Below are 22,892 nucleotides of genomic sequence, written 5' to 3'. Positions count from 1 at the left end.
AAGTGAATTCTAGCCCTGCTGCGGTAGGCTTGCCCACCGTATCAACAGCGCTTCAAGTAGCAGCACGCGATTCAGATTAGCCTTACCCATTACTTTCTGCCGTTGCTCGAGCAGCCAGTTCTGCAGATTTATGACCTGAGTAGAATCGGCCTTGTCACCCAGATACTGGATTACCTTGCTCATATCGGCCAAGCCGGTCGCTTCTTGATCCCGAGTCATTTGATAGCGCAGGATCAACAATGCCCACTCACAGAACCAATCCATCAACAGCAGTAACGGAATGCTGTTCCAGCTTTCGGCTAATGGACTTGGCGCGATCTGCCGCTTCAAGAGCTTTTTCAAGCCGTCTACAACATGTGACCGGTAAGCCTGAACGCCCATCGCATGCAAACGAGCAGCCGTTAAAGGCGAACCACCAGCCAGCGTCAGCACATCATTGAGATCTTCCGAGGAGAGATCGGGCAAGGCCTGCGCTAGCCAAGCCAGGCTTTCTTCTGGACGAGGTACGGGGCAGGCCTGCTGCACACAACGACTTTTGATGGTAGGCAATAGTCGACTCGGCTGATGGCTGATCAACACCAGGACCGTGTCACCGGAAGGTTCTTCCAGGCTTTTCAGTAAAGCATTTGAGGCATTGAGGTTCATCGCCTCAGCTGGTTCCAGCAGAATGACCTTGCGGCCGCCCAACTGTGCGGTTTGGGCAACGAAGTCAACCAGGCTCCTGATTTGATCAACGCGGATAGGCTTTTCCACCTCTTCCGGCTCTACAAGAAAATAGTCAGGATGCGTTCCAGCCCTTAACAAAAGACAAGCCTTACACTGGCCGCATGCCTCCCCTGCTGCTACGTTCTGGCAAAGCAAACGCCCTACAAGCCGCTCGGCCAGCGCCCGCTTGCCAATACCCGCTGGCCCATGAAATAGATAAGCATGGGCATGCCGCTCACGATGAGTCAGCCGCTCCCATAGTTCCGATTGCCACGGGTACCGCTCAACCACGGGCGCGCTCCAACAACTCAGGCACAAGCTGATCAAGTTGTTGTTGTACATCGGCAAGCGACTGGGCTGCGTCAATCACCCGATAGCGGTCGGTACTAGCCGCGGCACGGGAGAGATAAGTCTGCCTTACGGCCTCGAAAAAGCTGTGTTGTTCCCGCTCAAACCGGTCGAGGCGACCTCGTTTGGCTGCTCTTTCAAGTCCTATTTCGATAGGTAAATCGAACACCAAGGTAAGATCAGGCTGCAGGCCTGACTGAACAAAGTGCTCCAAGGTGGCAATGCGTGCTTCCGAAAGCCCACGCCCCCCGCCCTGATACGCGTAGGTCGCATCAGTGAATCGATCACACAGGACAACCGCACCACGATCAAGGGCAGGCTTAATTACAGTGTTTAAATGCTGTGCACGTGCAGCAAACACAAGCAGCAGCTCAGTATCCGCATGCATGCCCTCATCGCAGGGGTCGAGCAAAAGTCCGCGGATGCGCTCGGCCAATGGAGTTCCACCAGGCTCACGTGTCAACACCACTTCAAGGCCATGCGATTGTAATTGCCTTGCCAGATAATCACGGTTAGTGCTTTTACCTGCCCCTTCCGGCCCCTCCAGCGTAATAAACAACCCGCTCACTCAGACTCCTTGGTAATAGGTGCCGGACTCGAACGGTAATCGGCTCGGCGTTTAAGTTGATACTCACGAACAGCGCGGTTATGGGCATCGATATCATCGGAGAACACATGCGTTCCGTCTCCGCGCGCTACGAAGTAAAGACTTTTACCTGGCTCAGGATGCAGCGCAGCATGAATCGCTTCCCGCCCTACCATGGAGATAGGCGTAGGAGGTAAACCAGGGTTCACGTAGGTATTATAAGGCGTAGGTTGGCGGAGATATTCTCGGGTCAACTTGCCCTTGTAGTTGTCACCCAGCCCGTAGATAACCGTAGGATCTGTCTGCAGGAGCATGTTCAATGCCAGCCGGCGTACAAAAACGCCTGCTATCTGAGGTCGCTCTTGCGGAACCCCGGTTTCCTTCTCCACTAAAGAGGCCATGATCAGAGCCTGATACGGCTCCTGATAGGGCACATCCGGGGCGCGCGCTTCCCACTCCTCGGCAAGAACCTGCTCCAAACGTTGACTGGCCTGCTTCAGAATTTCGACGTCGCGCATTCCTTTTACATAACGATAGGTGTCGGGAAAGAAACGTCCCTCGGGATGCATACCAGGCTTGCCTAAACGTACCATGGCGTCTTCGTCACTCAGTCCAGCCAATGTTTGCTCCAGCTTTTCCTGACGAGCCAAGGCATCCCGAACCTGATGGAAGTTCCAGCCTTCAACGAGCGTAACGTTGTATTGGACCACCTCGCCTTTTTGCCAGAGGGCAAGTAATTCACGAACACTCATCCCTGGCGTTACTCGGTACTCACCGCTGTGCAGAGCCTGTCCGGAAAGATTGAAACGCCAATACAAACGCAACCAGAAGGAACCGCTCAGTAACTTCTCCTCCTCAAGATGCCGGAGCATACCGCCCGGCGTAGCGCCCTTGGGTATTTCGACAAGCTGTTCCTGGCCAACCGCCACAGGCTGCTCGAGTGCCTTGTGTTGCAACCAGCCCATTCCGGCTAGCGCCAGCCCTATCAAAAGCAAGCCGCCCTCGAGCAGAACCAATAATTTTCGCATTACGAATCCAGAGCCTTCGAGGCAATCTGTTGAAGTTGACGTGTCAACGGGCCTATTGGCCATTCATGCTCAGCATACGTACATACTGGCCAAACACCATATTGACTGTTGCACATAAATACCTCATCAGCGGCCATGAACTCACTCAACGTCACCGGCCTGATTTCGGTCATGACGCCAAGCCCATCCGCGCAGCGAAGAAGATAGGAGCGCATCACGCCAGCGACACCACAGCTATCAAGCGCAGGCGTTATCAATGTGTTCCTGGACACGATAAAAAGGTTACTGAAAACGCCTTCTACAACATGCCCAAATGCATCACACATGAGGCCTTCAGCATAGTTTGCTCCCTGCCACTCTCCCCGCGCCAATACCTGCTCAAGACGGTTCAGGTGCTTGAGTCCAGCCAATAGCGGTTGGCAAGCCAGACGTGTCTGGCAGGGAAACAGGCGGATCCCCTGCTCAGCATTCTCAGATGGATAGCGAGGCACAGGAGAGGCCAGCAGAAGACGTTGCGGAAGTGGATTCGACGGAGCCGCATAACCCCGTTCACCGAGGCCGGCCGTAATGATCAGCTTGGCTACACCGTTGCGTAGCAACGCAGCATACTCAAGAATTTCAAGCCTGACTGCATCAAGCTCCAAGGGAATTGCCAGACGACGACATCCCTCAAGCAGCCGCATCAGGTGATCATCAAGGAATCGTGGTTGGCCGTTATGGACGCCTATCGTTTCGAAAAGCCCATGGCCATATGCCAAACCACGATCCCGGAAGGAAAGGCCAGCCTCATCCGGCTGACCATTAACCCAGTCTTTCATCACTCAGAAAAGCGACGGAAGATCAAACTACCATTAGTACCACCGAAGCCGAAGGAGTTGGACAGGCTGATCTCGATAGGCATTGCCTTTGGCTTATGCGGCACAAAGTCCAGATCACAGCCATCATCCGGATCATCCAGGTTGATGGTAGGTGGCGCCAGTTGGTCACGAATGGCCAGGATGCTGAAAATGGCTTCAACAGCCCCGGCAGCCCCTAACAGATGCCCAGTCATTGACTTGGTAGAGCTCACCGACAATTTGTAGGCATGCTCACCAAAGATCCGCTTGACCGCAGAAGCCTCTGCCATATCACCAGCAGGCGTGGACGTACCGTGCGCATTGATGTAATCGACCTGGGATGGATCGATTCGCGCATCTTTCAGTGCATTGCTCATGCACTGTGCTGCGCCAGCGCCATCTTCAGGGGGGGCCGTCATATGAAACGCATCAGCGCTCATGCCAAACCCAATAAGCTCAGCATAAATATGGGCGCCACGCGCTTGAGCATGCTCTAGCTCTTCCAGAATCAATGCACCCGCGCCATCAGACAGCACAAAGCCGTCTCGCTGACGATCCCAAGGTTTGCTGGCCTTAGTAGGCTCTTCATTTCGGGTAGAAAGTGCCCGTGCAGCACCAAAACCACCCAACCCTAGCCCGCAGGTAGCCATTTCGGCACCGCCAGCCACCATGACATCAGCATCACCATAGGCAATGTTACGTGCAGCCATACCTACACAATGCGTGGAGGTTGTACATGCTGTAGCGATTGCATAATTAGGCCCCTTCAATCCCAAGTGGATGGAAAGGAAGCCGGAGACCATGTTAATGATCGAGCCAGGGACAAAAAATGGCGAAATACGGCGGGGACCTTGATCAAACAAGGCCTTGCAGTTGTTCTCGATATTGGAGAGACCACCAATACCAGACCCCATGGCGACACCAATTCGATCCCGATTGGCATCTGTCACTTCAAGTCTAGAATCACGCATAGCCTGGAAGCTAGCCGCCAGGCCATATTGAATAAAGAGGTCGAGTTTCCGAGCTTCTTTCGCAGAGAGATAATCTTCTACGTTGAATCCTTTGACTGATCCCCCAAAGCGGGTAGCAAAGGCAGAAACGTCCATGTGTTCAATCGGGGCAATACCGCTGCGACCAGCAAGAATGCCTTCCCAGCTGCTTTGCACGTCCCCGCCCAGCGGCGATACCATGCCCATGCCCGTGATCACGACGCGTCTACGTGACACAACGATTTCCTCATAGCTCGTTTGTTCGATCATCTAAAGTTATTACATTGATGACCGTTATATAGAAAAGCCGCACGCCTGGACAGGCGTGCGGCTTTCGTGTTCTACAGAAGAACCGACTTATTGCTGGTGAGCAACGATGTAGTCGATAGCTTCCTGAACAGTGGTGATCTTTTCGGCTTGTTCGTCCGGGATTTCAGTTTCGAATTCCTCTTCCAGAGCCATCACCAGCTCAACGGTGTCAAGGGAGTCGGCGCCCAGATCCTCGACGAAGGAAGCGCTGTTGGTTACTTCCTCTTCTTTCACGCCGAGTTGTTCAGCGACGATCTTCTTAACGCGTTCTTCGATGGTGCTCATACCGTGTTTTCACTCCTATGGAATAATCCGTGCAGCCGGACTGCGCGTAAGTGTATAGAAAGGGTTTTCAATATTTCAAGCTGACGCGACATCCTGACCTCTGAACTGACTTTTTGCTAGTCTTGAAAATTCACAAAAAGTCGTTCAACCCGTCAAAAATCGCTTAACTCATATACATTCCGCCGTTAACTGGAACAGTAGCACCTGTAACGTACGCAGCACTGTCCGTTGCTAAAAAGGCGACAACTTTTGCAATTTCTTCAGCTTGCCCTAATCGACCCAGTGGAATTTGAGTCAGAAGCGCTTCACGCTGAGCGTCTGGCAGCTCACGCGTCATATCAGTATCAATAAACCCTGGAGCCACGGCATTTACCGTGATCGCTCTGGAACCTACTTCACGAGCCAACGCCCGAGTAAACCCCTCAAGACCGGCCTTGGCGGCAGCATAATTGGCCTGGCCAACATTACCCATAGCCCCGACAACAGAGCCTATGCTGATGATGCGCCCCCAACGAGCTTTGGTCATCCCACGCAATACGGCTTTCGACAAACGGAACAGGCTGTTCAGGTTGGTATCGATTACATCGAACCACTCGTCGTCTTTCATGCGCAGCATCAGATTATCTCGCGTGATGCCAGCATTATTGACCAGAATAGCAGGCGCACCATATTGCTGCTGAATCTGTTCCAACGCCGCCGTCACCGAAGCGTTGTCTGCAACGTTCAGCACCAGTCCGGTGCCCTCTATACTATTGGCCTTCAGGCTTTCGCTGATACGGAAGGCACCGCTTTCGCTGGTAGCCGTACCGATCACGGTAGCCCCGAGGCGTCCGAGCTCAAGAGCAATGGCCTGTCCGATGCCACGTGTTGCACCGGTTACCAATGCGACTTTACCTTGGAGGCTCATGTTTTCTCCTTAAATCAAGCCAATGCTGCTTGGGTAGCAACAAAAGCATCAGGCGCGTCAAGACTATAGGTCTCTATACCTTTGACACACCGCTTGTTCAAACCTGCCAGGACTTTTCCGGGCCCGCACTCTACCAGTTGAATAACCCCTTTGTCCGCAAGCAGTTGAACGGACTCAACCCAGCGCACCGGACTGTACAATTGCGCCAGCAGGTTCTGCTTCAGCGCTGTAAGATCTGCACTGACTCCGGCGTTTACATTCTGAACGACCGGAATGGAGGGCTGCTGCCATTGGATCGCGTTAACAGCCTCGGCAAAGCGCTCCGCTGCCGGACGCATCAACTCACAATGGGAGGGCACACTTACCGGAAGCGGAACCGCACGTTTTGCGCCACGCGCCTTGCATAGCTCGACAGCTCGCATCACTGCAGCTGCGTTACCTGCAATGACCACCTGCCCAGGCGCATTATAATTCACTGCGCTCACAACATCACCCTGGGCCGCTTCAGCACAGGCGTTAACGATATCTGCATCTTCTAGCCCCAGGATAGCGGCCATTGCGCCCTCGCCCGCTGGCACAGCCTCCTGCATCAGCTGTCCACGGCGCTCAACGAGCCTTACAGCGTCAGTAAAGGCCAGAGCACTTGCAGCAACCAGAGCGGAATATTCGCCAAGACTATGACCTGCCACATAAGAAGGACGTACGCCTCCCCTTGCCTCCCACAGTCGCCACAAGGCAATGGACGCCGTCAGAATGGCGGGCTGAGTCTTGTCCGTTTGATTCAACTGCTCTTCCGGACCTTGCTGAACCAGTGACCAGATATCGTAGCCAAGCGCATCAGAAGCCTCAGCAAACGTATCGCGTATCTGCGAATGTTGAGCTCCAATATCGGCCAGCATACCCAAGGACTGTGAGCCTTGGCCTGGAAATACGAAAGCGAAAGAAGCAGACATAGTCGATCTCTTTTTAGTCTCATCAAAAGCCACAGCCTAACAGCATGCCGCAGCAGGTTCTTGGTTTGATGTCAGGCAACCGAGGTCAGTCACACTTAGGCACTGAATCCTCATAAAGGTCCAGAAAATTCGCCTTTATCAAGGTATCCAGGCGAAGCTCTACTGCCTGCACCGCTTGCTCTATCGCACGCTGAAAGCCGAACTCATCAGCACTGCCATGACTTTTAATAACCAGTCCACGCAACCCGAGAAAACCGGCACCGTTATAGCGGGCAGGCATCATCTCTTTTCGCAGACGATATAACAGGGGAGCAGCCAGGAGCCTTAGAAAAACAGGCGCCCCTTCCAACTGCTTGAAAAGCATGGAAATAAGCCCCTCGCTTCCTTTAAGCAGGACATTGCCAACAAATCCGTCACACACCACCACATCCGCTTCAGACCGGAACACTGCGTTCGCCTCGATGAAGCCGACATAGTTAAGGCGCCTGCACTTCTCCAGCAGGATTGATGCTTGCTGGACGACACTATTACCTTTGGTCGGCTCAACACCTACATTCAAAAGAGCGACTCGAGGTTCATGTATCCCTGTTGCTTTAGCAGCAGCGGCCCCCAGGCATGCAAACTGGTAAAGATTGAGAGCGGAACAGTCGAGATTAGCGCCAAGATCCACCAATACACATTGACGACCCATCACAGGCAGATGGGTATAGATGGCCGGCCTCTCTATCCAAGGAAGCGTATCCAGCGTCTGTCGAGCAAAGGCCATCAGGGCGCCAGTATTACCTGCACTAACGCATGCGTCAGCCTCGCCACTAGCAACCAGCCCCAGCGCAACCTTCATGGAAGAGTCAGGCTTGTTACGAAGGGCATAAGAAGGCTTTTCCGCCATATCAACGGCCTGAGTGGCTACATGGATACGCAGACGAGAATCATCAAATGAGAACTGATCGACATGGCCTTGGATGACATCAGGATCACCAACAAGGATCAACGTAACGGCAGGATGACTAGCGAGGAAGGAAATACAGGCAGGCACAATGCAGCGGGGACCGAAGTCCCCGCCCATTGCATCGATAGCGATGACAGGTGACGACAAGGATTACTCGTCGGAACCCTTGTCGATCACTTTACGACCACGGTAAAAACCGTCCGGAGACACATGGTGACGCAGGTGAACTTCACCAGTGCTCTTTTCTACAGACAATGCATTCGGCTCGAGCGCATCGTGGGAGCGACGCATATCACGGGCGGAACGGGATTTTTTGTTCTGCTGAACAGCCATAACTCATTAACTCCTAAACGTTTGGGTCACGCTTCAACTGCGCCAGTACGCTGAACGGGTTGGCTCGCTTTTCCTCGTCCGCGCTTTCTTCGGGCGCTTCAGGCGCTTCGAATCCTGCTGGATGATGGCAGATGCCGGGCTCATGAGTTGGAATGATTGGCAAGGCAAGCAAAAGCTCATCCTCAATCAAACCAATCAGATCCAAAGGCTCTTCACCGACTTCCAGTGCGTCATAACCTTTTGGCAACGCATCCGCCGACTGCCCTTCCCATAGCACTGCGTAATCGTACTCGCCGTGTACAGGAAACGCGCCCGGCTCCAGGCATCGCTGACATACCATTTGCACTTCAGTATCCAGTGCGCCATGAATGACGACAAGCCTTTGCTCATCACGGAAGAACTCGAGGACGGCCTTCACCGTTCCCTCAGTGCTCGACAGCTGCTCGCAAAGACGTGGCAAACTAGATACCGGCAGTTCACCCCGAAGCGTGACACCGCGATCAGCCAGTTTGCGTGGATCTACGTGAGGTGGAAGTGGCCCATTCAACATAAGCGCGCCATTATAGAGACGACCTCAGGCCTGTCAAAGGAAATTAGGCAAAGGATAGTATCCTTTGCTGACTTTTGGTCGGTTAGACCGACGATTCTGCGTTCACAGAGACTCATTATAATGCTTCCGTTACTGCTCGCTTCAAGCTCACCCTATCGACGCGAACTGCTGGCTCGCCTGAAACTAAACTTTACATACGCTTCACCTAATATAGACGAAAGCTCTCATCCAGGCGAAAGCGCTCGTCATTTGGCTATGCGACTGGCTGAAGCCAAGGCCCGCGCGCTGGCGCCTAATTACCCCAACCATCTTATTATTGGCTCCGATCAAACCGCCTCGCTTGACGGCCAGATACTTGGCAAGTCTCTGACATACGAGCGCGCCCATAAGCAACTGTCGAATGCCAGCGGAAAAAGCGTGACGTTCATGACCGGGCTCGCGCTGCTCAATACTCAAACCGGAACCTGCCAGCTGGATTGCGTACCGTTTACCGTTCATTTCCGTACGCTGGAAAGCGATCAAATCGAGCGTTACCTCAATATTGAACAACCCTATGACTGCGCTGGAAGCTTTAAAGTCGAGGGGCTGGGAATTACCCTTTTTCGCTCTACCGAAGGAGAGGACGTGACCAGCTTGATCGGCCTGCCGCTTATTCGGCTGACCGATCTCCTACTCAATGAGGGCGTGGTAGTACCCTAGCATCAGCCTCTCAACTTATCGCAACACAGGTCCCTGCCACCCCACCAGCAATGCCAGGCGCTCCGCCACACTGGTCCCCAGGCGCTTGGCAAAGCGGTCGAATGGGCTCTCCTGAACGGTGTAATCCACAATCTTTTCTTCACCAACCACCTCCCGAGCCACAAAGCTAGCACTGCCCAGGCCATCGATTAGCCCCAGCCCAAGCGCTTGCTCTCCAGACCATACGAGCCCGGAAAACAACTCAGGATGACCCTCGACCTTCAAGCGATCACCACGCCCCTTTTTCACGCTATCGATAAACTGCTGATGTGTAGTATCGAGCACCTGTTGCCAGAAGCGGGTCTCCTCTTCTTTAGCAGGCTGGAAGGGGTCCAAAAAGGCCTTGTGCTCACCGGATGTGTAAACGCGACGCTCAACGCCTAGCTTATCCATGGTTCCGACAAAGCCAAAGGATGCTGCCGTTACGCCGATTGAGCCCACAAGACTGGCCTTGTCAGCATAGATGGCATCGGCAGCACTGGCGATGTAATAGGCGCCCGAAGCTCCCAGATCAGAAATCACGGCATAAAGCTTGATGTCAGGATGCAATCCACGCAGACGCTTGATCTCGTCATAGACATAACCTGACTGCACAGGACTGCCTCCTGGGCTATTGATACGAAGGATAACGGCTTTGGTACCTTCGTCTTTAAAGGCATCGCGCAGTGCTCCAACAATATTGTCGGCACTCGCCTTCTCATCAGCCGCAATGGTTCCCTTCACCTCAATAAGCGCCGTATGGGAACCCTCACGCGAGGCTTCTCCCTTGAGCCCGGAAAAAGGAACAAAGAGCGCCAGCATGATAAAAAGATAAGTAAACGTTAGGAATTTAAAAAAGATTCCCCAACGACGTGCCCTTCTTTGCTCATGCACGCTGGCCAGCATCGCCTTTTCGATGAGCTTCCAGCTTTTTTCATCCGCCGGGCGATCCGACGCTTTCCAATCATCTGCCATTGGTAGTCCTGCTTGGTTCAATTAATCGTTACGCATCCAACCAGACACGCAACTCCTCAAAACGATCAACCACAAGCGTTGGCTCGTAATTACGCAGCACCTCAACTGGCTGAGCACCGTAACTGACTGCAACCGAGGCCATTTGCGCTCTGCGAGCCATTTCAAGGTCGAATGGTGCATCCCCGATCATCAGCGCCTTTGACGGATGCACCTGACAATGCGCCAAGATCTCGTTAAGCATTAACGGATCCGGCTTGCTGGCCGTTTCATCAGCGCAACGCGTTACGTCAAAGAAGTCAGCCAGCCCCTTGGCTGCAAGCACCCTATCCAGCCCTCTTCGGCTTTTACCGGTAGCAACAGCCAAACGATAGCCTTTGCGCCGAAACGCTGCCAAGCCTTCAGCCACACCCTCGAAAAACGGAGAAGGCTCTTGCTCACGCATAACGAAATGATCGCTATAACACTGACGAAAACGCTCCACAGCTCCTGGCGTCATCTCCGGGTAAAGCGTCTGGATGGCCTCTGGCAAGCCCAGCCCGATAATGGACTTAATCGATCGATCGCTTCGAACGGGGAGCCGAAGGTCGGCGGCAGCTGCCTGCATAACGTCCACGATGCGACCAACCGAGTCAGAGAGCGTCCCGTCCCAGTCAAATACCAGCAAGTCGTAATTAGGCATCCAGTCGACTCAATGTAGCCGCCCAGGTCTCATCAACAGGAGCAGTCAGTTGCAATGTTTCCCCATCGGGGAGCGGTACATTAAGACTGGCAGCATGAAGAAACAGCCGTTTACCGCCCAAATCCCGAATCTCCCTGGAAAACGCCTCATCACCGTACTTAGGATCCCCTGCAATGGAATGACCTGCGTGCTTGGCATGAACACGAATCTGGTGAGTACGTCCTGTGACCGGCTTTGCCTCTACTAGAGTAGCGAAATCACCGTAGCGTCTGAGCACTCGAAATTCCGTGAGAGCGTCCTTACCCTCTACATTGACTTCAACCATCCGCTCACCGGAACGCAAGTTGTTTTTCATCAAAGGCGCTCGAATCTGTTTTTTTGCTGCAGGCCAGTGACCACGAACCAGCGCATGGTAGCGTTTGTCGACTCCATCTCCACGCAAGGCCTCATGCAAATGACGCAGCATGCTGCGCCTCTTGGCAATCATGAGCAGACCCGAGGTATCCCGATCCAGGCGATGAACCAGCTCAAGGTCTTTGGCATCTGGACGAATCTGACGAAAGACCTCTATAACGCCTAGGCTGACACCACTCCCTCCGTGAACGGCAATACCTGCAGGCTTATTGATAACGATCAGTGTCTTGTCTTCATAGACAATCGCAGCCTCCATCAACTCGGCAAGCGCCTGGGAGACAGGTGCAGGTTCATCTTTTTCAGGCAACCGCATAGGAGGGACACGAATGATATCGCCGGCTTGCAGCCGATAATCCGGCTTTATACGCCCCTTATTAACACGCACTTCACCCTTGCGAAGTATTCTATAAATGAAGGTTTTCGGCGCACCTTTGAGCAAAGTACGCAGATAGTTATCGATACGCTGGCCAGCCAGCTCTGAAGAAACTTCGAAGAGCTGTACGCCATTGTTGGAAGAAGTAGGATTAGTCATTGCTACATAATAGCAATTTCCACTTAATTGAAGCACTTAATGGTTGCTGTTATAGTCCCGGAAGCCAATAACCCTGGCATGACACAGCGCTTGTAAATAAGCTCCCTGTCATAAACATGTTCAGTGGACGTCAGGCCGTCCTTCGAGTGGTTCGTATGGCTATAAGCAGTACACGTGCCACTTAAAACAAAAGCCTTATAAAAACACCGTGCCCACTGTTGAAGGTGAGTACAAAAAACAACCGCTCCGGATTCTGCGAGCGGCACCAGGATTCCTGAAGGATACGTGAAGGGTGGAGATGTACCGCTGTTGAACTGTGTAGCCGGTAATGCCTGGCTTAGACGCTTATTCGTCCGCTTTTGACAGCTTATTCCTCCTCCTGACTGTTTGACGTTGCTGCTGTTACGACAGCAAGCAGGAGACGTAGTCGCGGCTCGGCATACAACCGAGTACTGCTGGACACGAAGGCGGATGGCTCCGCCTTTGATACGACCCCAAGCACCGACCCTCGGCGAGTCGTGTGTGCCGCACGCCGTTTCCGGTAGCCCGGAAACCGACGGTATTACATGAAAAGAATGCTCATCAATGCCACGCAGCCTGAAGAGCTACGTGTTGCGTTAGTAGATGGCCAAAAACTATTTGATCTGGATATCGAGTCAGGGGCTCGTGAACAGAAAAAGGCCAATATCTATAAAGGCCGCATCACTCGTATCGAGCCCAGCCTCGAGGCCGCATTTGTCGACTTCGGTTCAGAGCGTCACGGCTTTCTCCCTCTCAAAGAAATCTCTCGCGAATACTTCAAGAAAGCGCCAGAAGGTCGCATCAACATCAGGGAAGTTCTGTCCGAAGGGCAGGAAGTCATTGTTCAGGTTGAAAAGGAAGAGCGTGGCAACAAGGGCGCTGCGTTAACTACCTTTATCAGCCTGGCTGGTCGCTATCTGGTTCTGATGCCAAACAACCCACGTGCAGGTGGCATTTCCCGCCGCATCGAGGGTGAAGAGCGCAACGAGCTGCGCGAAGCCCTGAATGGACTGGATGCCCCAGCCGACATGGGACTGATTGTCCGCACAGCGGGCCTTGGCCGCAGCACCGAAGAGCTGCAGTGGGATCTGGACTACCTACTGCAGCTCTGGTCCGCTATCAAGGAAGCCTCTGTCGAGCGTAGTGCGCCTTTCCTGATCTATCAGGAAAGCAACGTCATCATTCGAGCCATTCGTGATTATCTTCGCCAGGATATCGGCGAAGTGCTTATTGATAGCGTAGAGGCTCAGGAAGAAGCACTAAGCTTCATTCGTCAGGTCATGCCTCAGTACCAGAGCAAGATCAAGCTCTATCAGGACAGCGTACCGCTGTTCAATCGATTCCAGATCGAAAGTCAGATCGAAACTGCCTTTCAACGTGAAGTAAAGCTGCCCTCTGGCGGCTCGATTGTTATCGACCCTACTGAAGCGCTTGTTTCGATCGATATCAACTCTGCACGCGCTACCAAAGGTGGCGATATTGAAGAGACAGCCCTGCAAACGAACCTAGAAGCGGCCGAGGAAATCGCTCGCCAGTTGCGTTTACGGGATATCGGCGGCTTGATCGTTATTGATTTCATCGACATGACACCGGTGAAAAATCAGCGCGCCGTTGAAGATCGCATGCGGGAGGCGCTTGAGGCTGATCGTGCTCGAGTACAGATCGGTCGCATTTCTCGATTTGGCCTTCTGGAAATGTCTCGCCAGCGGCTGCGCCCCTCTTTACGCGAGACGAGCGGCATCGTCTGCCCACGTTGTAACGGTCAGGGCATTATCCGAGACGTCGAATCCTTGTCGCTTGCCATCCTGCGCCTGATCGAAGAAGAAGCACTCAAGGATCGGACAGCAGAGGTTCGAGCACGCGTACCCTTACAGGTCGCCTCGTTCCTATTGAATGAAAAGCGCAACAGCATCACCAAAATTGAACTACGCACACGGGTTCGCATCATCATCCTACCGGATGATCACATCGAAACCCCGCATTTCGAAGTGATACGCCTGCGTGATGACAACCCGGATCTTCTGAACGGCCAGTCCAGCTATGAAATGACTCACAGCGAGGCCGAAGAGATCCAGCCCGCAAGCGCTACACGAACCCTTGTTCGCCAAGAAGCTGCAGTCAAGGTCGCACCCGAGCGCACTCCGGCACCTCAGGTCGAAGCACCCAGCAAACCTGCTCATCAGCCGGAGCCAAGCCTCTTTAAGGGCTTAGTGCGCTCCCTGGTCAGTCTGTTTGCTGGCAAGACGGAAGAACCTGCCGCTGTAGCCGAAACTGCCCAGCCCAATGGCGAAGCACGTCGTACTGATGAGCGCCGCAATGGTCGTCAGCAGAATCGTCGCCGTGACAACCGTCGCGATGAAGAACGCAAGCCTCGCGAAGAACGTCAGTCGCAGGCCCGTGACAATCGCGAAGAGCGTCCGACCCGTGAAGAGCGCCAACCGCGTACCGAGCGCCCTCCACGCGAAGAGCGCCAGGCCGCTCGAGAAGAACGTCCGACCCGTGAAGAGCGCCAACCACGTGAAGAGCGTCAGCCACGAGCAGAGCGTCAGAGCCGTGAAGAACGCCCTGCCCGCGAGGAACGTCAGCCACGCGAAGAGCGTCCCGCCCGTGAGGAACGCCAACCACGCGAAGAGCGTCCTGCCCGTGAAGAGCGTGCAAACAAGGACGAGCGCCCTGCCCGCGAGGAACAACCCAGCCGCAGCGAACGTCCTTCCCGCGCCGAACGCCGTCAGACCAGAGAAGAGGCCGAAACACGTCAGGATGCAACAGTTGACGCCGAGCAACTGAACGACGAAGAGCTGAACGATCAGAATGACGATCAAGACAGCGATGAGCGTCCACGCCGTCGCTCCCGCGGCCAGCGTCGTCGCAGCAATCGCCGTGAACGTCAGCGTGACACTCATGGCGAGTCAAACGACAACGAATCTGTTGCCTTGACGGGAGAATCCAACACTGAATCTCTTGCCAACGCCGCTGTGGTTGCCGAAGTGGTCAATGCCCAAGCAGCTGAAGCCACAACCGTAACGGAAAGAAACGAGCCCAAACAGGAAAATCAGACCCAGGCGGAAGCAGAAGCAGTCGTCGCCCAGGATGTTTCTGCACCTAACCACACTGAAGAGCAGCCTGTCGTTGAAGTAGTCTCGCACGAGACTACTTTGAAAACTCATCAGACGGTAGCGGTAGTAGAGGTTGAAGCTCCTCAAGCCGAGGAGCCTACCCAGGCAGTCAATGAAACGGCGCCTGTGCAGAAAGAGAAAGCCGCATCCCCCGTGGAGGTCTCTTCCGAGGCTCAGCCCCTCGTTCAGGCAAGCGAAGACACGCCTGACATTGGAGCACAGCCTAAGTTAACCCCACCGGCCGTTGGACGTGCGCCTAACGATCCCCGTGAGCGTCGTCGCCATCAGCGTGAGGCCGAGCGCTTGGCGCGTGAACAGGAGGAAGCTGCTGTGGCACAGGCTGCAACATCTGTCAGCCCGACGGCTCCGGCTACCTCCTCGCCTGCTGAAATCCCAGCGATCGAAGAGCATGCTTCCCCAGTCCTGGCGGCCGATTCAGAACCTGTTGTTGAAGTCGCCCCCCCCTCTGGCATTACTCAGGCACAAGAACGCCTGGAGAATGTACATGTGGAAAAACCATTGGATGAGCCCTCGAAAGAAAGCCAGCCTGCCATGACGGCCGAGATTGTTATGCCAAGCACGGAAAGCTTGAATCAACTGCCAGCTCAAAGGGTTGAGTCTGCCGAAATTCCTGCAGAGCTTGCCCTGCCAAAGCCAGCAGTAGAGCAGCAACAACCTCAGCAGGATGCTGTGGAAGAGCAAAAGCCATCTGAAAGCGAAGAGGAAAAGCAGGCGCCTAAACCGCAGCCCTGATACCTCAACAAATAAAAAGGGATGCATATGCATCCCTTTTTATTATGCCGTTACCGCTAATTCAGCGCTCCGGGCTCCATCTCCAACAGGACAGAAAACCGACTCTCGATATCAGTGCGAATTTGCTGAGCAAGATCAAGAATATCCTTACCCGACGCTGCACCGTAATTAACCAGTACAAGCGCCTGCTGCGCATGAACGCCTGCGTCCCCTTCCCGAAAGCCCTTCCAGCCAGCCTTATCAATTAACCAACCCGCTGCAAGCTTTACCTGGTCATCCGTGACAGGGTAAACGACCAGATCGCTATAGCGCTCCTTAAGTCTTGTAGCCAATTGATTTGAAACCACAGGATTTTTGAAGAAACTGCCCGCATTGCCCAACATGGCAGGGTCAGGCAGTTTTTCCCGTCGAATACTAATAATGGCCTTGCTTACTGCCTGGGGAGACGGTTCATCAACGCCCTGTTCCACCAAGCGCTGGCGAACAGGACCGTAATCCAGACGCAAAGTACCGTGTCGATTTAGATTGAAACGAACCCGCAATATGACCCAACGGCCAGGCTCCTGCTTGAATCGGCTTTCTCGATACCCAAAACAGCACTCTTCAAGGGTAAACTCGCAAGTCTGGCCAGTTTTGCGATCCAATGCCGTTAAGCCATGAAACACATCCTTTAGCTCAACACCATAGGCACCGATATTCTGCATGGGAGAGGCGCCCACAGTACCCGGTATGAGACTCAGGTTCTCCAGCCCGCTCAGCCCCATACTCAATGAAGTCTCGACTAGCCCATGCCATGACTCGCCTGCCTCAGCCTCAACGATCACACGGCCTGAGGAGCCCTCCTCAAGAAGTCGGATCCCCTGACTACGCATGTGCAGCACCAGAGCCTGAACATCTTCCGTAAGCACCAGATTGCTGCCTCCGCCCAAGATATAGAGCGGCACATCCTGCTTGTCGGCAAACGCCATAGCCTCACGAACATCATTATCCGTGTAAGCCTCTGCATAGAAGCGTGCCCGCACATCGAAACCAAATGTATTAAAAGGTTTAAGACAAACCCACTCACGTACAGTAAGGCTCAAGTGGCCCCCTTACCTCATGCACAAGCGCTTCACATGCCTTTTCAAGCAAGTCAATAACATGCTTGAAGCCAGCAACTCCGCCAAAATAGGGATCCGGCACTTCATCCTGCTCAAGACCATAACGGCGAAGCAAAAGATCCACTTCAGCTGAAGCGTTGGAAGGACGAAGCCTGGACAAAAAGGCCATGTTCTCATGGTCCATCGCCAAGATAAGGTCAAATGAGCGAAAATCTTCAGCCGTAATCTGTCGAGCCCGCAGACCTGAAAGATCATATCCTCGCTTAGCACCTTCCTGGATCGAGCGAGGATCGGGGGCTTTACCGACATGCCAGTCGCCTGTTCCCGCCGAGTCGACAACAATACGGTCAAATAGGCCAGCCTTGACAAGCTTGTCGCGAAAGATGGCCTCGGCCGTAGGGGAGCGGCAAATGTTGCCCATGCAGACAAACAGAACACGCATTATTCGCCTCCCAAGACTCGGCGAACCCGCTCCAGATCTTCAGCTGTATCTACTCCGGCCTCTGGTGACTCAATGGCATCTGCTACATGGATACGCACGCCATGCCAAAGTGCACGTAGCTGCTCCAAGGCTTCAGCATTTTCAAGCCAGCATGCACCCCAGCGCACAAAGTCCTTCAGAAATGCTACTCGATAGGCATAGATACCGATATGACGTCGGTACGGCACGCTTGAGGGCAAGATATCGCGGCTTGTGACAAACGCATCACGCGCCCAAGGCATAGGCGCTCGACTAAATGACAAGGCCAGACCATTCTTGTCGCTGACAACCTTAACAACATTCGGGTTGAATAACGCGGCGATATCATGAATGGGCTCAGCCAAGGTGGCTATGCCCGCCTCGGAATGAGCGGCAAGATTCTGAGCAACCTGATCGATAATGGCAGGCGGAACAAGCGGCTCATCCCCCTGAACATTCACGATAATGGCATCGTCCGGGAGGCCAATAAGTTCGGCTACCTCTGCCAGCCTGTCCGTACCTGAAGCGTGATCAGTACGCGTCAGCAGCGCATGTGCACCGAAACGCTCGCAGGCTGCCATGATGTCGGAATGATCTGTAGCCACAACCACCTGACCGGCTGCGCTCTTACTCGCCTGTTCCCATACATGCTGAATCATGGGCTTGCCTGCAATATCCTGCAACGGCTTGCCGGGCAAACGGCTCGAAGCAAAACGCGCAGGAATGACTACGGTATAGGAGACAGTCATTTATCCAGACGCTCATCAACGCTGAGGACACGGGCTTCGCTTTCCAGCATGACCGGGATGCCATCCCGGATAGGATACGCAAGCCCTGCGGCCTTGCTAATCAACTCGGTCTTGTCTTCGCTTAGCTTGAGCGGACTTTTGGTAATAGGACAAGCCAGGATGTCGAGAAGCTTGAGATCCATAAGGAATCCTTGTTGGGTAAATAAGTTATTGAGCCTGTAACAGGTCTAGTCGTCTGTCCAGCCACGAAACAAAAGCTGCTGAAGGCTGAGCATCAACCGCAAGATACCACCAATCAGGAGCGGCAAAGGCTCTGCATTTGACGGCATCTTTCTCAGTCATTATCAATGGTAAAGCCGGCTGAAAGCGTAGTCGCTCAGAGGTATAAACTGCATGGTCGGCGAATGGGTGGGCAATGGGTCGCCACTGCAATGCTTCGAGCGTCTTGAAGAAGCGATCAGGATTACCAATCCCAGCCAGTGCGTGAACCTCCTGGCCAGGAGAAAAATAATTGAGAGGCCGGCGCTCACCTGATACTAGATTGATCAAGGCCGTTGGTTTCAATTGAACCGAGTAGCCATCTTCCGTATCGCTGGTGCCACCATTATAAAGAATGGCGTCAACGCTTAGCAGTCGCTCAATAGGCTCTCTAAGTGGCCCTGCCGGAAGACAGCGCTTGTTGCCAAAGCCCCTTGCCGCGTCAACCATGACAAGCTCAAGGTCACGTGCAAGCGCATAGTGTTGTAGACCGTCATCACTGAGGATGAGATCCAGCGACTCGGTTCGCAGCAACTCCTGAACCGCAGCAGGACGATTCGGAGCGATGACAAGCGGAACCCGGGTCCGTTGAACAATAAGCAAAGGCTCATCACCCGTTACCGCAGGCAGCTGCTCCGGCATTACCCGCCAGGGAAAATGTGGAGGTTTTGCACCATAGCCCCGGCTCACCACACCGACTCGCAATCCACGACCGCGGCAGTGCTCGATGAGCCAAAGGATCATCGGAGTTTTGCCCGTTCCACCTATTGTGAGGTTTCCCACGACCAGCACAGGAACAGGTGAAACGAAAACACCCTTGTCGCTCTCCAGAAAGCGCCTACGCTTTCGTCGAGCAACGTGACAATACAGGGCCTCCAAGGGTTTCAGTACATTCAGGGCCGGATGACCACGATACCAAGCCCTGAGAAGCCGTGAGGAAATACTCACTGTTTGTCTGCCTGAGCCTCAACCGTTGTGATGCGGATTCGTGAAAAGCCCAGCTTTCCAGCGGCATCCATTGCCGTCACCACTGATTGGTGAGGCGTGCGGCCATCAGCAGAGATGATCAGTGGCACGCTGTTATCCCCACCCGACTCACGCTGCAATGCAGTCATGAGCGAAGTCAGATCACCTTTAGCCAACGTTTGATCGTTCAGAGAAAAGACGCCGTCTGCTGAAATGCTGATTTCCAAGTCCTTGGCAGCTGCTTCGGCAGGTTCTGCACTTTGCGCCTCAGGCAGCTCCAGTTTCAACTGGCTCGGCTTGTTGAAAGTGGTGGTTACGACAAAGAACAGCAACAACACGAATACAACATCGATCAGTGATGTCAGGTTGACGTAGGCCTCGTCTCTAGCTGCCCCGCCTGATCTACGCCGAAACTTCACGCTTTGGTACCTTCCGTGACGAAGTCTACTTCACGATCACCCTGAACGACTTCAACCAGCTTGATGGACTCTTGTTCCATAGAGACAATCAGTTCATCGACACGACGCAGCAGGAAGCGATGGAAGAATACGGCAGGAATAGCCACGATCAGACCAGCCGCCGTGGTCAGCAAGGCCTTGGAAATACCGCCAGCCAGAACCGGAGCGTTGGCCAGACCGCTTTCCATGAAAGAGCTGAAGATCTCGATCATGCCAAACACCGTGCCTAGCAGTCCCATCAAGGGTGCCATGGCAGCAATCGTACCCAGGGTATTCAGATAGCGCTCCAGATCATGCACGATGCGGCTACCAGCCTCTTCAATGGCCTCTTTCATGACTTCACGGCCATGACGGGAATTGGCAAGCCCTGCAGCCATTACCTCACCCAAAGGCGAATTGGCGCGCAACTCCTTAAGCTTCTCGCTTGTGAGCGAATTATCTTGCAGCCACTTCCATACCTGAGCCAACAGTTGCGGCGGAACGACACGTGCACGGCGCAGTGTCCATAACCGCTCGGCTACGATAGCCATGCCTACAATAGAACTCAGAATAATTGGCAGCATCATCCAGCCGCCTGCTTTGACCAGTTCGAACACGCCCTGAACCCTTTCCTTAAAAGTGCGCAACTCTATCATGAAGCGCCAATTATTTTTCTTGCCAGAAATAACGCTTCTGACGAGCGCCTTGCGGCAAATCATGCTTACCGAGGGTAAATGATATTGCACCGTTCAAGGCTGTATCGTAAATCCGGACGCCATGACGTTCATAACGACTGATCACTTGTGCATGTGGATGGCCAAAGTTGTTGTGAATTCCCCTCGAGATCAAGGCATATTCAGGTTTTACCAGACTGACAAAACGCTCGCTCGAAGCCGTTCGACTGCCATGATGAGGTGCCAATAACCATTGAGCCCGTATATCCCGCCCAGATTCAACGAGGCGACGCTCGGCCTTTTCGTCTATATCACCGGTTAGCAAAAGGCGCTCGCCTGCTGCTTCTACCATCAGCACGCACGATGCAGCGTTTCCCTTCATCAAGGGGCTAGGCTGCCAGACAGTAAATAAGACTCCCTCCCACACCCAGCGCTGATTATCTTCGCAGGGTGTCGGATGCAAGCCAGGAGGAAGCCGCTTCACTTCCCCGCTCACCACCTTGTCCACCTTCAAGGCACTGAAAACAGCAGCGGCGCCTCCTGCATGATCTGCGTCCCCATGACTGACCAACATCATGTCTAGATGACTGACGCCTGTAGCTTTCAGGTTGGGGACTACCACCCTTTCGCCAGCATCATAGCTTCCGCTAAGCGGCCCGGCGTCGTATAGCATGGCGTGGCCTTTGGTCTGTATGAATACAGACAACCCCTGTCCGACGTCGAGCACGGTTACCTTTGCCAGTCCTGACGCTGGTCGGGTCACTGGCGGCCAGAACAACGGAATCAGCAGAAATACTGCCAAAGGCCTGACCGGCACCCCATCGGGAGCCAGCCATAGCAACACACCCAGCATGCCTAAAGCGACAGCCCACGCAGGCATCCATGCTCCCTGCCACGCAGGAACCAGTGCCGACACGTACCCGAGAAATGCGAATAAACCATCAAGGGTCGCGCCTGAACACCACAGTAGCAACTCGCCTAGGGGAGGAAGGATCAGAAGAAACACGGTACCCAGCAAGGCGGCTGGCACCACTAAAAAGTCTACCCAAGGCACGGCAACAAGGTTAGCGATCGGCCCCGACAGACTGACAGGCAGATCCAGAGCCAGTAAAACCGGCGCTAGCCCGACTGCCATCATCCATTGGGCCCGCCCCCAACTGCGCCAAGGATTCCATTGACCCAAACGGCCGCCAAAGATCCATATCAAGAGACCTACAGCGATAAAAGACAACCAAAAGCCTGCCGTAAGGCTTGCCAGCGGCTCAGCCACCAGCACAGCCGCCAAGGCAATACCTACCGGTATCCATGCCCCCAGGTGACGAAACCGTAATCGCCATAGTGTAATCAGCGCGATCATGACGCAGGCTCGTCTTACAGGAACGTCAAAGCCTGCCAGAAATCCGTATCCTACCGCCGATACAAGCGCAGACAGGCAAGCAACAGGAAACCACGGTATCCGGACAGGCCAGTAGCCCAGACGCGCCAATCCGGCGATCAGCGCAAATACAAATCCCGAAAGCAGCGTAATGTGCTGACCGGAAATAACCATCAGATGCGTGGTGCCTGTGGCCTGTAAAAGCTGCCAATCCTGAGTCGAAACGCCTGAGCCGTCGCCCAGAACCAATGCAGCCAGTCCACCGTTTCGCTGAAAGGCGTCAAGATGCAATAACCGCTGCCTTAATGCGTCTCGCCAGGCATCCAAGGTGGCCTGACGGGAAAGTCGTTGCCCTGCCTTAACGACACCGCTTGCACCGATTCGATGAGCCAGCATCCAGGCTTCGCCATCCATTCCCCGGAGATTGTGGAGCCCGCCCGGCTTTTGCAACTCTACAGCGAGACGCCATTGCTCACCTGATCGTACGGCTGGCGCATTTGACCAGGAGACTCGGATACGGCTTGGTAAAGCCCCTCGACGGCTCTGCGCATTTTCCAAAAGAAAACGCGTCGAACCTTCGCGCAACTCAGGAAGCCCTACAACTGTTCCCTCAAGCCAGACTATTCGTCCATCCAGACCATCATCCAGTCGCTCATCCAGCGCCCAATGAGCCGACAGGCAGGCCCAGCCAAAGCCTATCAAGAAGGCACCTGCCACGTAGACACGGGGCAGGAACATCAGACCGAATGCCACTATCAAGCAGGCAACAAGAACCTCTCGATCAGGCAATTCGGGTAGAAAGCGCAGCACCAATAGGCCTGCAATGAACGCAACGATCCCTGTGCGCATGACTCCGCTCCATCGAAGCCCAAGAACAACAACCCGGCA

The 22,892-nt window shown here is 54.0% G+C and carries 24 protein-coding genes; 2 read left to right on the top strand and 22 right to left on the bottom strand.

The features are described from left to right. Positions 1–9 precede the first annotated feature (9 nt). The 11 genes from HMPREF1487_RS16080 to HMPREF1487_RS16030 all read right to left on the bottom strand — a co-directional run bounded on the left by HMPREF1487_RS16080 (position 10) and on the right by HMPREF1487_RS16030 (position 8,778). Entirely contained in the window at positions 10–996 is a 987-nt protein-coding gene (locus tag HMPREF1487_RS16080; protein WP_010797737.1) for a DNA polymerase III subunit delta', read from the bottom strand. Next, on the bottom strand, positions 989–1,621 hold the full coding sequence (gene tmk, locus HMPREF1487_RS16075; protein WP_010797736.1) for a dTMP kinase: 633 nt from the start codon (positions 1,619–1,621) through the stop codon (positions 989–991). The genes HMPREF1487_RS16080 and tmk overlap by 8 nt, the downstream gene beginning before the upstream one ends. Then, positions 1,618–2,667, bottom strand: a complete 1,050-nt coding sequence (gene mltG / locus HMPREF1487_RS16070) for an endolytic transglycosylase MltG (protein WP_010797735.1) — start codon at positions 2,665–2,667, stop codon at positions 1,618–1,620. The genes tmk and mltG overlap by 4 nt, the downstream gene beginning before the upstream one ends. After that, the gene (gene pabC, locus HMPREF1487_RS16065) at positions 2,667–3,485 is read right to left on the bottom strand and encodes an aminodeoxychorismate lyase (RefSeq protein WP_010797734.1); all 819 of its coding nucleotides are present in this window, start codon (positions 3,483–3,485) and stop codon (positions 2,667–2,669) included. The genes mltG and pabC overlap by 1 nt, the downstream gene beginning before the upstream one ends. Next, entirely contained in the window at positions 3,485–4,729 is a 1,245-nt protein-coding gene (fabF, locus tag HMPREF1487_RS16060) for a beta-ketoacyl-ACP synthase II (RefSeq protein WP_037030850.1), read from the bottom strand. Before fabF ends, pabC begins: the two co-directional genes overlap by 1 nt. Positions 4,730–4,849: 120 nt before the next feature. Further along, a complete protein-coding gene (gene acpP, locus HMPREF1487_RS16055; RefSeq protein ID WP_007160597.1) occupies positions 4,850–5,086 on the bottom strand; it encodes an acyl carrier protein in 237 nt (78 codons plus the stop codon). A 163-nt stretch (positions 5,087–5,249) separates the two neighbouring features. Next, a complete protein-coding gene (gene fabG / locus HMPREF1487_RS16050; RefSeq protein ID WP_010797732.1) occupies positions 5,250–5,993 on the bottom strand; it encodes a 3-oxoacyl-ACP reductase FabG in 744 nt (247 codons plus the stop codon). Between the two features lie 14 nt (positions 5,994–6,007). Further along, positions 6,008–6,946, bottom strand: coding sequence for an ACP S-malonyltransferase (gene fabD / locus HMPREF1487_RS16045; protein WP_010797731.1), 939 nt, complete (start codon positions 6,944–6,946; stop codon positions 6,008–6,010). 85 nt (positions 6,947–7,031) lie between these two features. Beyond that, positions 7,032–8,042, bottom strand: coding sequence for a phosphate acyltransferase PlsX (plsX, locus tag HMPREF1487_RS16040; RefSeq protein ID WP_010797730.1), 1,011 nt, complete (start codon positions 8,040–8,042; stop codon positions 7,032–7,034). Positions 8,043–8,045: 3 nt separating this feature from the next. Then, a complete protein-coding gene (gene rpmF, locus HMPREF1487_RS16035; RefSeq protein WP_010797729.1) occupies positions 8,046–8,228 on the bottom strand; it encodes a 50S ribosomal protein L32 in 183 nt (60 codons plus the stop codon). A 13-nt stretch (positions 8,229–8,241) separates the two neighbouring features. Beyond that, a complete protein-coding gene (locus tag HMPREF1487_RS16030) occupies positions 8,242–8,778 on the bottom strand; it encodes a YceD family protein (protein ID WP_010797728.1) in 537 nt (178 codons plus the stop codon). Between the two features lie 120 nt (positions 8,779–8,898). On the opposite strand from HMPREF1487_RS16030, the gene HMPREF1487_RS16025 reads away from it, so the two are divergent. Then, positions 8,899–9,477, top strand: a complete 579-nt coding sequence (locus HMPREF1487_RS16025) for a Maf family protein (protein WP_010797727.1) — start codon at positions 8,899–8,901, stop codon at positions 9,475–9,477. 15 nt (positions 9,478–9,492) lie between these two features. Here HMPREF1487_RS16025 and HMPREF1487_RS16020 read toward each other — a convergent pair whose 3' ends face one another. From HMPREF1487_RS16020 to rluC, 3 genes are read right to left on the bottom strand one after another with little or no spacing between them, the layout of a single operon-like run. Further along, complete coding sequence (locus HMPREF1487_RS16020) at positions 9,493–10,470, bottom strand: S49 family peptidase (protein WP_010797726.1); 978 nt, start codon at positions 10,468–10,470, stop codon at positions 9,493–9,495. A gap of 28 nt (positions 10,471–10,498) precedes the next feature. Beyond that, the gene (locus tag HMPREF1487_RS16015; RefSeq protein ID WP_010797725.1) at positions 10,499–11,149 is read right to left on the bottom strand and encodes an HAD-IA family hydrolase; all 651 of its coding nucleotides are present in this window, start codon (positions 11,147–11,149) and stop codon (positions 10,499–10,501) included. Further along, positions 11,142–12,095: a 23S rRNA pseudouridine(955/2504/2580) synthase RluC gene (gene rluC / locus HMPREF1487_RS16010; protein ID WP_010797724.1), complete on the bottom strand. Its 954-nt coding sequence runs from the start codon at positions 12,093–12,095 to the stop codon at positions 11,142–11,144. Before rluC ends, HMPREF1487_RS16015 begins: the two co-directional genes overlap by 8 nt. A 566-nt stretch (positions 12,096–12,661) precedes the next feature. Between rluC and rne the strand changes: the two genes are divergently transcribed. Further along, positions 12,662–15,985 carry a ribonuclease E gene (gene rne / locus HMPREF1487_RS16005; protein WP_010797723.1) on the top strand — a complete coding sequence of 1,108 codons (3,324 nt, stop codon included), beginning with the start codon at positions 12,662–12,664 and terminating at the stop codon, positions 15,983–15,985. A gap of 56 nt (positions 15,986–16,041) precedes the next feature. Here the strand turns inward: rne and murB are convergent, their stop codons facing one another. From murB to HMPREF1487_RS15965, 8 genes are read right to left on the bottom strand one after another with little or no spacing between them, the layout of a single operon-like run. Next, entirely contained in the window at positions 16,042–17,067 is a 1,026-nt protein-coding gene (gene murB / locus HMPREF1487_RS16000; protein WP_010797722.1) for a UDP-N-acetylmuramate dehydrogenase, read from the bottom strand. Beyond that, positions 17,048–17,527: a low molecular weight protein-tyrosine-phosphatase gene (locus HMPREF1487_RS15995; RefSeq protein WP_010797721.1), complete on the bottom strand. Its 480-nt coding sequence runs from the start codon at positions 17,525–17,527 to the stop codon at positions 17,048–17,050. Before HMPREF1487_RS15995 ends, murB begins: the two co-directional genes overlap by 20 nt. Then, on the bottom strand, positions 17,527–18,294 hold the full coding sequence (gene kdsB, locus HMPREF1487_RS15990) for a 3-deoxy-manno-octulosonate cytidylyltransferase (protein WP_010797720.1): 768 nt from the start codon (positions 18,292–18,294) through the stop codon (positions 17,527–17,529). Before kdsB ends, HMPREF1487_RS15995 begins: the two co-directional genes overlap by 1 nt. Continuing rightward, positions 18,291–18,476 (bottom strand): Trm112 family protein, encoded by a 186-nt coding sequence (locus tag HMPREF1487_RS15985; RefSeq protein WP_010797719.1) that lies wholly within the window; start codon positions 18,474–18,476, stop codon positions 18,291–18,293. Before HMPREF1487_RS15985 ends, kdsB begins: the two co-directional genes overlap by 4 nt. A gap of 25 nt (positions 18,477–18,501) precedes the next feature. After that, positions 18,502–19,500 carry a tetraacyldisaccharide 4'-kinase gene (lpxK, locus tag HMPREF1487_RS15980; RefSeq protein ID WP_010797718.1) on the bottom strand — a complete coding sequence of 333 codons (999 nt, stop codon included), beginning with the start codon at positions 19,498–19,500 and terminating at the stop codon, positions 18,502–18,504. Beyond that, positions 19,497–19,937, bottom strand: coding sequence for an ExbD/TolR family protein (locus HMPREF1487_RS15975; protein ID WP_010797717.1), 441 nt, complete (start codon positions 19,935–19,937; stop codon positions 19,497–19,499). The genes lpxK and HMPREF1487_RS15975 overlap by 4 nt, the downstream gene beginning before the upstream one ends. Next, positions 19,934–20,572, bottom strand: coding sequence for a MotA/TolQ/ExbB proton channel family protein (locus HMPREF1487_RS15970; protein ID WP_019365918.1), 639 nt, complete (start codon positions 20,570–20,572; stop codon positions 19,934–19,936). The genes HMPREF1487_RS15975 and HMPREF1487_RS15970 overlap by 4 nt, the downstream gene beginning before the upstream one ends. Before the next feature lie 49 nt (positions 20,573–20,621). Further along, positions 20,622–22,853, bottom strand: a complete 2,232-nt coding sequence (locus HMPREF1487_RS15965; protein WP_010797715.1) for a DNA internalization-related competence protein ComEC/Rec2 — start codon at positions 22,851–22,853, stop codon at positions 20,622–20,624. Between the last annotated feature and the right edge of the window lie 39 nt (positions 22,854–22,892).

The organism is Pseudomonas sp. HPB0071 (genome assembly GCF_000478505.2).
Classification (GTDB): domain Bacteria; phylum Pseudomonadota; class Gammaproteobacteria; order Pseudomonadales; family Pseudomonadaceae; genus Chryseomonas; species Chryseomonas luteola.
The sequence above is the reverse complement of the archived record's forward strand: the minus strand, read 5'-3'. Positions and strand labels throughout refer to the sequence as shown.

Bases quoted from the DNA above. Each gene is read 5' to 3' on its own strand.
- HMPREF1487_RS16025 (WP_010797727.1), top strand. From the start codon at position 8,899: ATGCTTCCGTTACTGCTCGCTTCAAGCTCACCCTATCGACGCGAACTG.
- acpP (WP_007160597.1), bottom strand. From the start codon at position 5,086: ATGAGCACCATCGAAGAACGCGTTAAGAAGATCGTCGCTGAACAACTC.
- HMPREF1487_RS16015 (WP_010797725.1), bottom strand. From the start codon at position 11,149: ATGCCTAATTACGACTTGCTGGTATTTGACTGGGACGGGACGCTCTCT.
- kdsB (WP_010797720.1), bottom strand. From the start codon at position 18,294: ATGACTGTCTCCTATACCGTAGTCATTCCTGCGCGTTTTGCTTCGAGC.
- HMPREF1487_RS16020 (WP_010797726.1), bottom strand. From the start codon at position 10,470: ATGGCAGATGATTGGAAAGCGTCGGATCGCCCGGCGGATGAAAAAAGC.
- HMPREF1487_RS15985 (WP_010797719.1), bottom strand. From the start codon at position 18,476: ATGGATCTCAAGCTTCTCGACATCCTGGCTTGTCCTATTACCAAAAGT.
- mltG (WP_010797735.1), bottom strand. From the start codon at position 2,667: ATGCGAAAATTATTGGTTCTGCTCGAGGGCGGCTTGCTTTTGATAGGG.
- rluC (WP_010797724.1), bottom strand. From the start codon at position 12,095: ATGACTAATCCTACTTCTTCCAACAATGGCGTACAGCTCTTCGAAGTT.
- rne (WP_010797723.1), top strand. From the start codon at position 12,662: ATGAAAAGAATGCTCATCAATGCCACGCAGCCTGAAGAGCTACGTGTT.
- fabG (WP_010797732.1), bottom strand. From the start codon at position 5,993: ATGAGCCTCCAAGGTAAAGTCGCATTGGTAACCGGTGCAACACGTGGC.
- HMPREF1487_RS15995 (WP_010797721.1), bottom strand. From the start codon at position 17,527: ATGCGTGTTCTGTTTGTCTGCATGGGCAACATTTGCCGCTCCCCTACG.
- fabD (WP_010797731.1), bottom strand. From the start codon at position 6,946: ATGTCTGCTTCTTTCGCTTTCGTATTTCCAGGCCAAGGCTCACAGTCC.
- HMPREF1487_RS16030 (WP_010797728.1), bottom strand. From the start codon at position 8,778: ATGTTGAATGGGCCACTTCCACCTCACGTAGATCCACGCAAACTGGCT.
- pabC (WP_010797734.1), bottom strand. From the start codon at position 3,485: ATGAAAGACTGGGTTAATGGTCAGCCGGATGAGGCTGGCCTTTCCTTC.
- rpmF (WP_010797729.1), bottom strand. From the start codon at position 8,228: ATGGCTGTTCAGCAGAACAAAAAATCCCGTTCCGCCCGTGATATGCGT.
- HMPREF1487_RS15965 (WP_010797715.1), bottom strand. From the start codon at position 22,853: ATGCGCACAGGGATCGTTGCGTTCATTGCAGGCCTATTGGTGCTGCGC.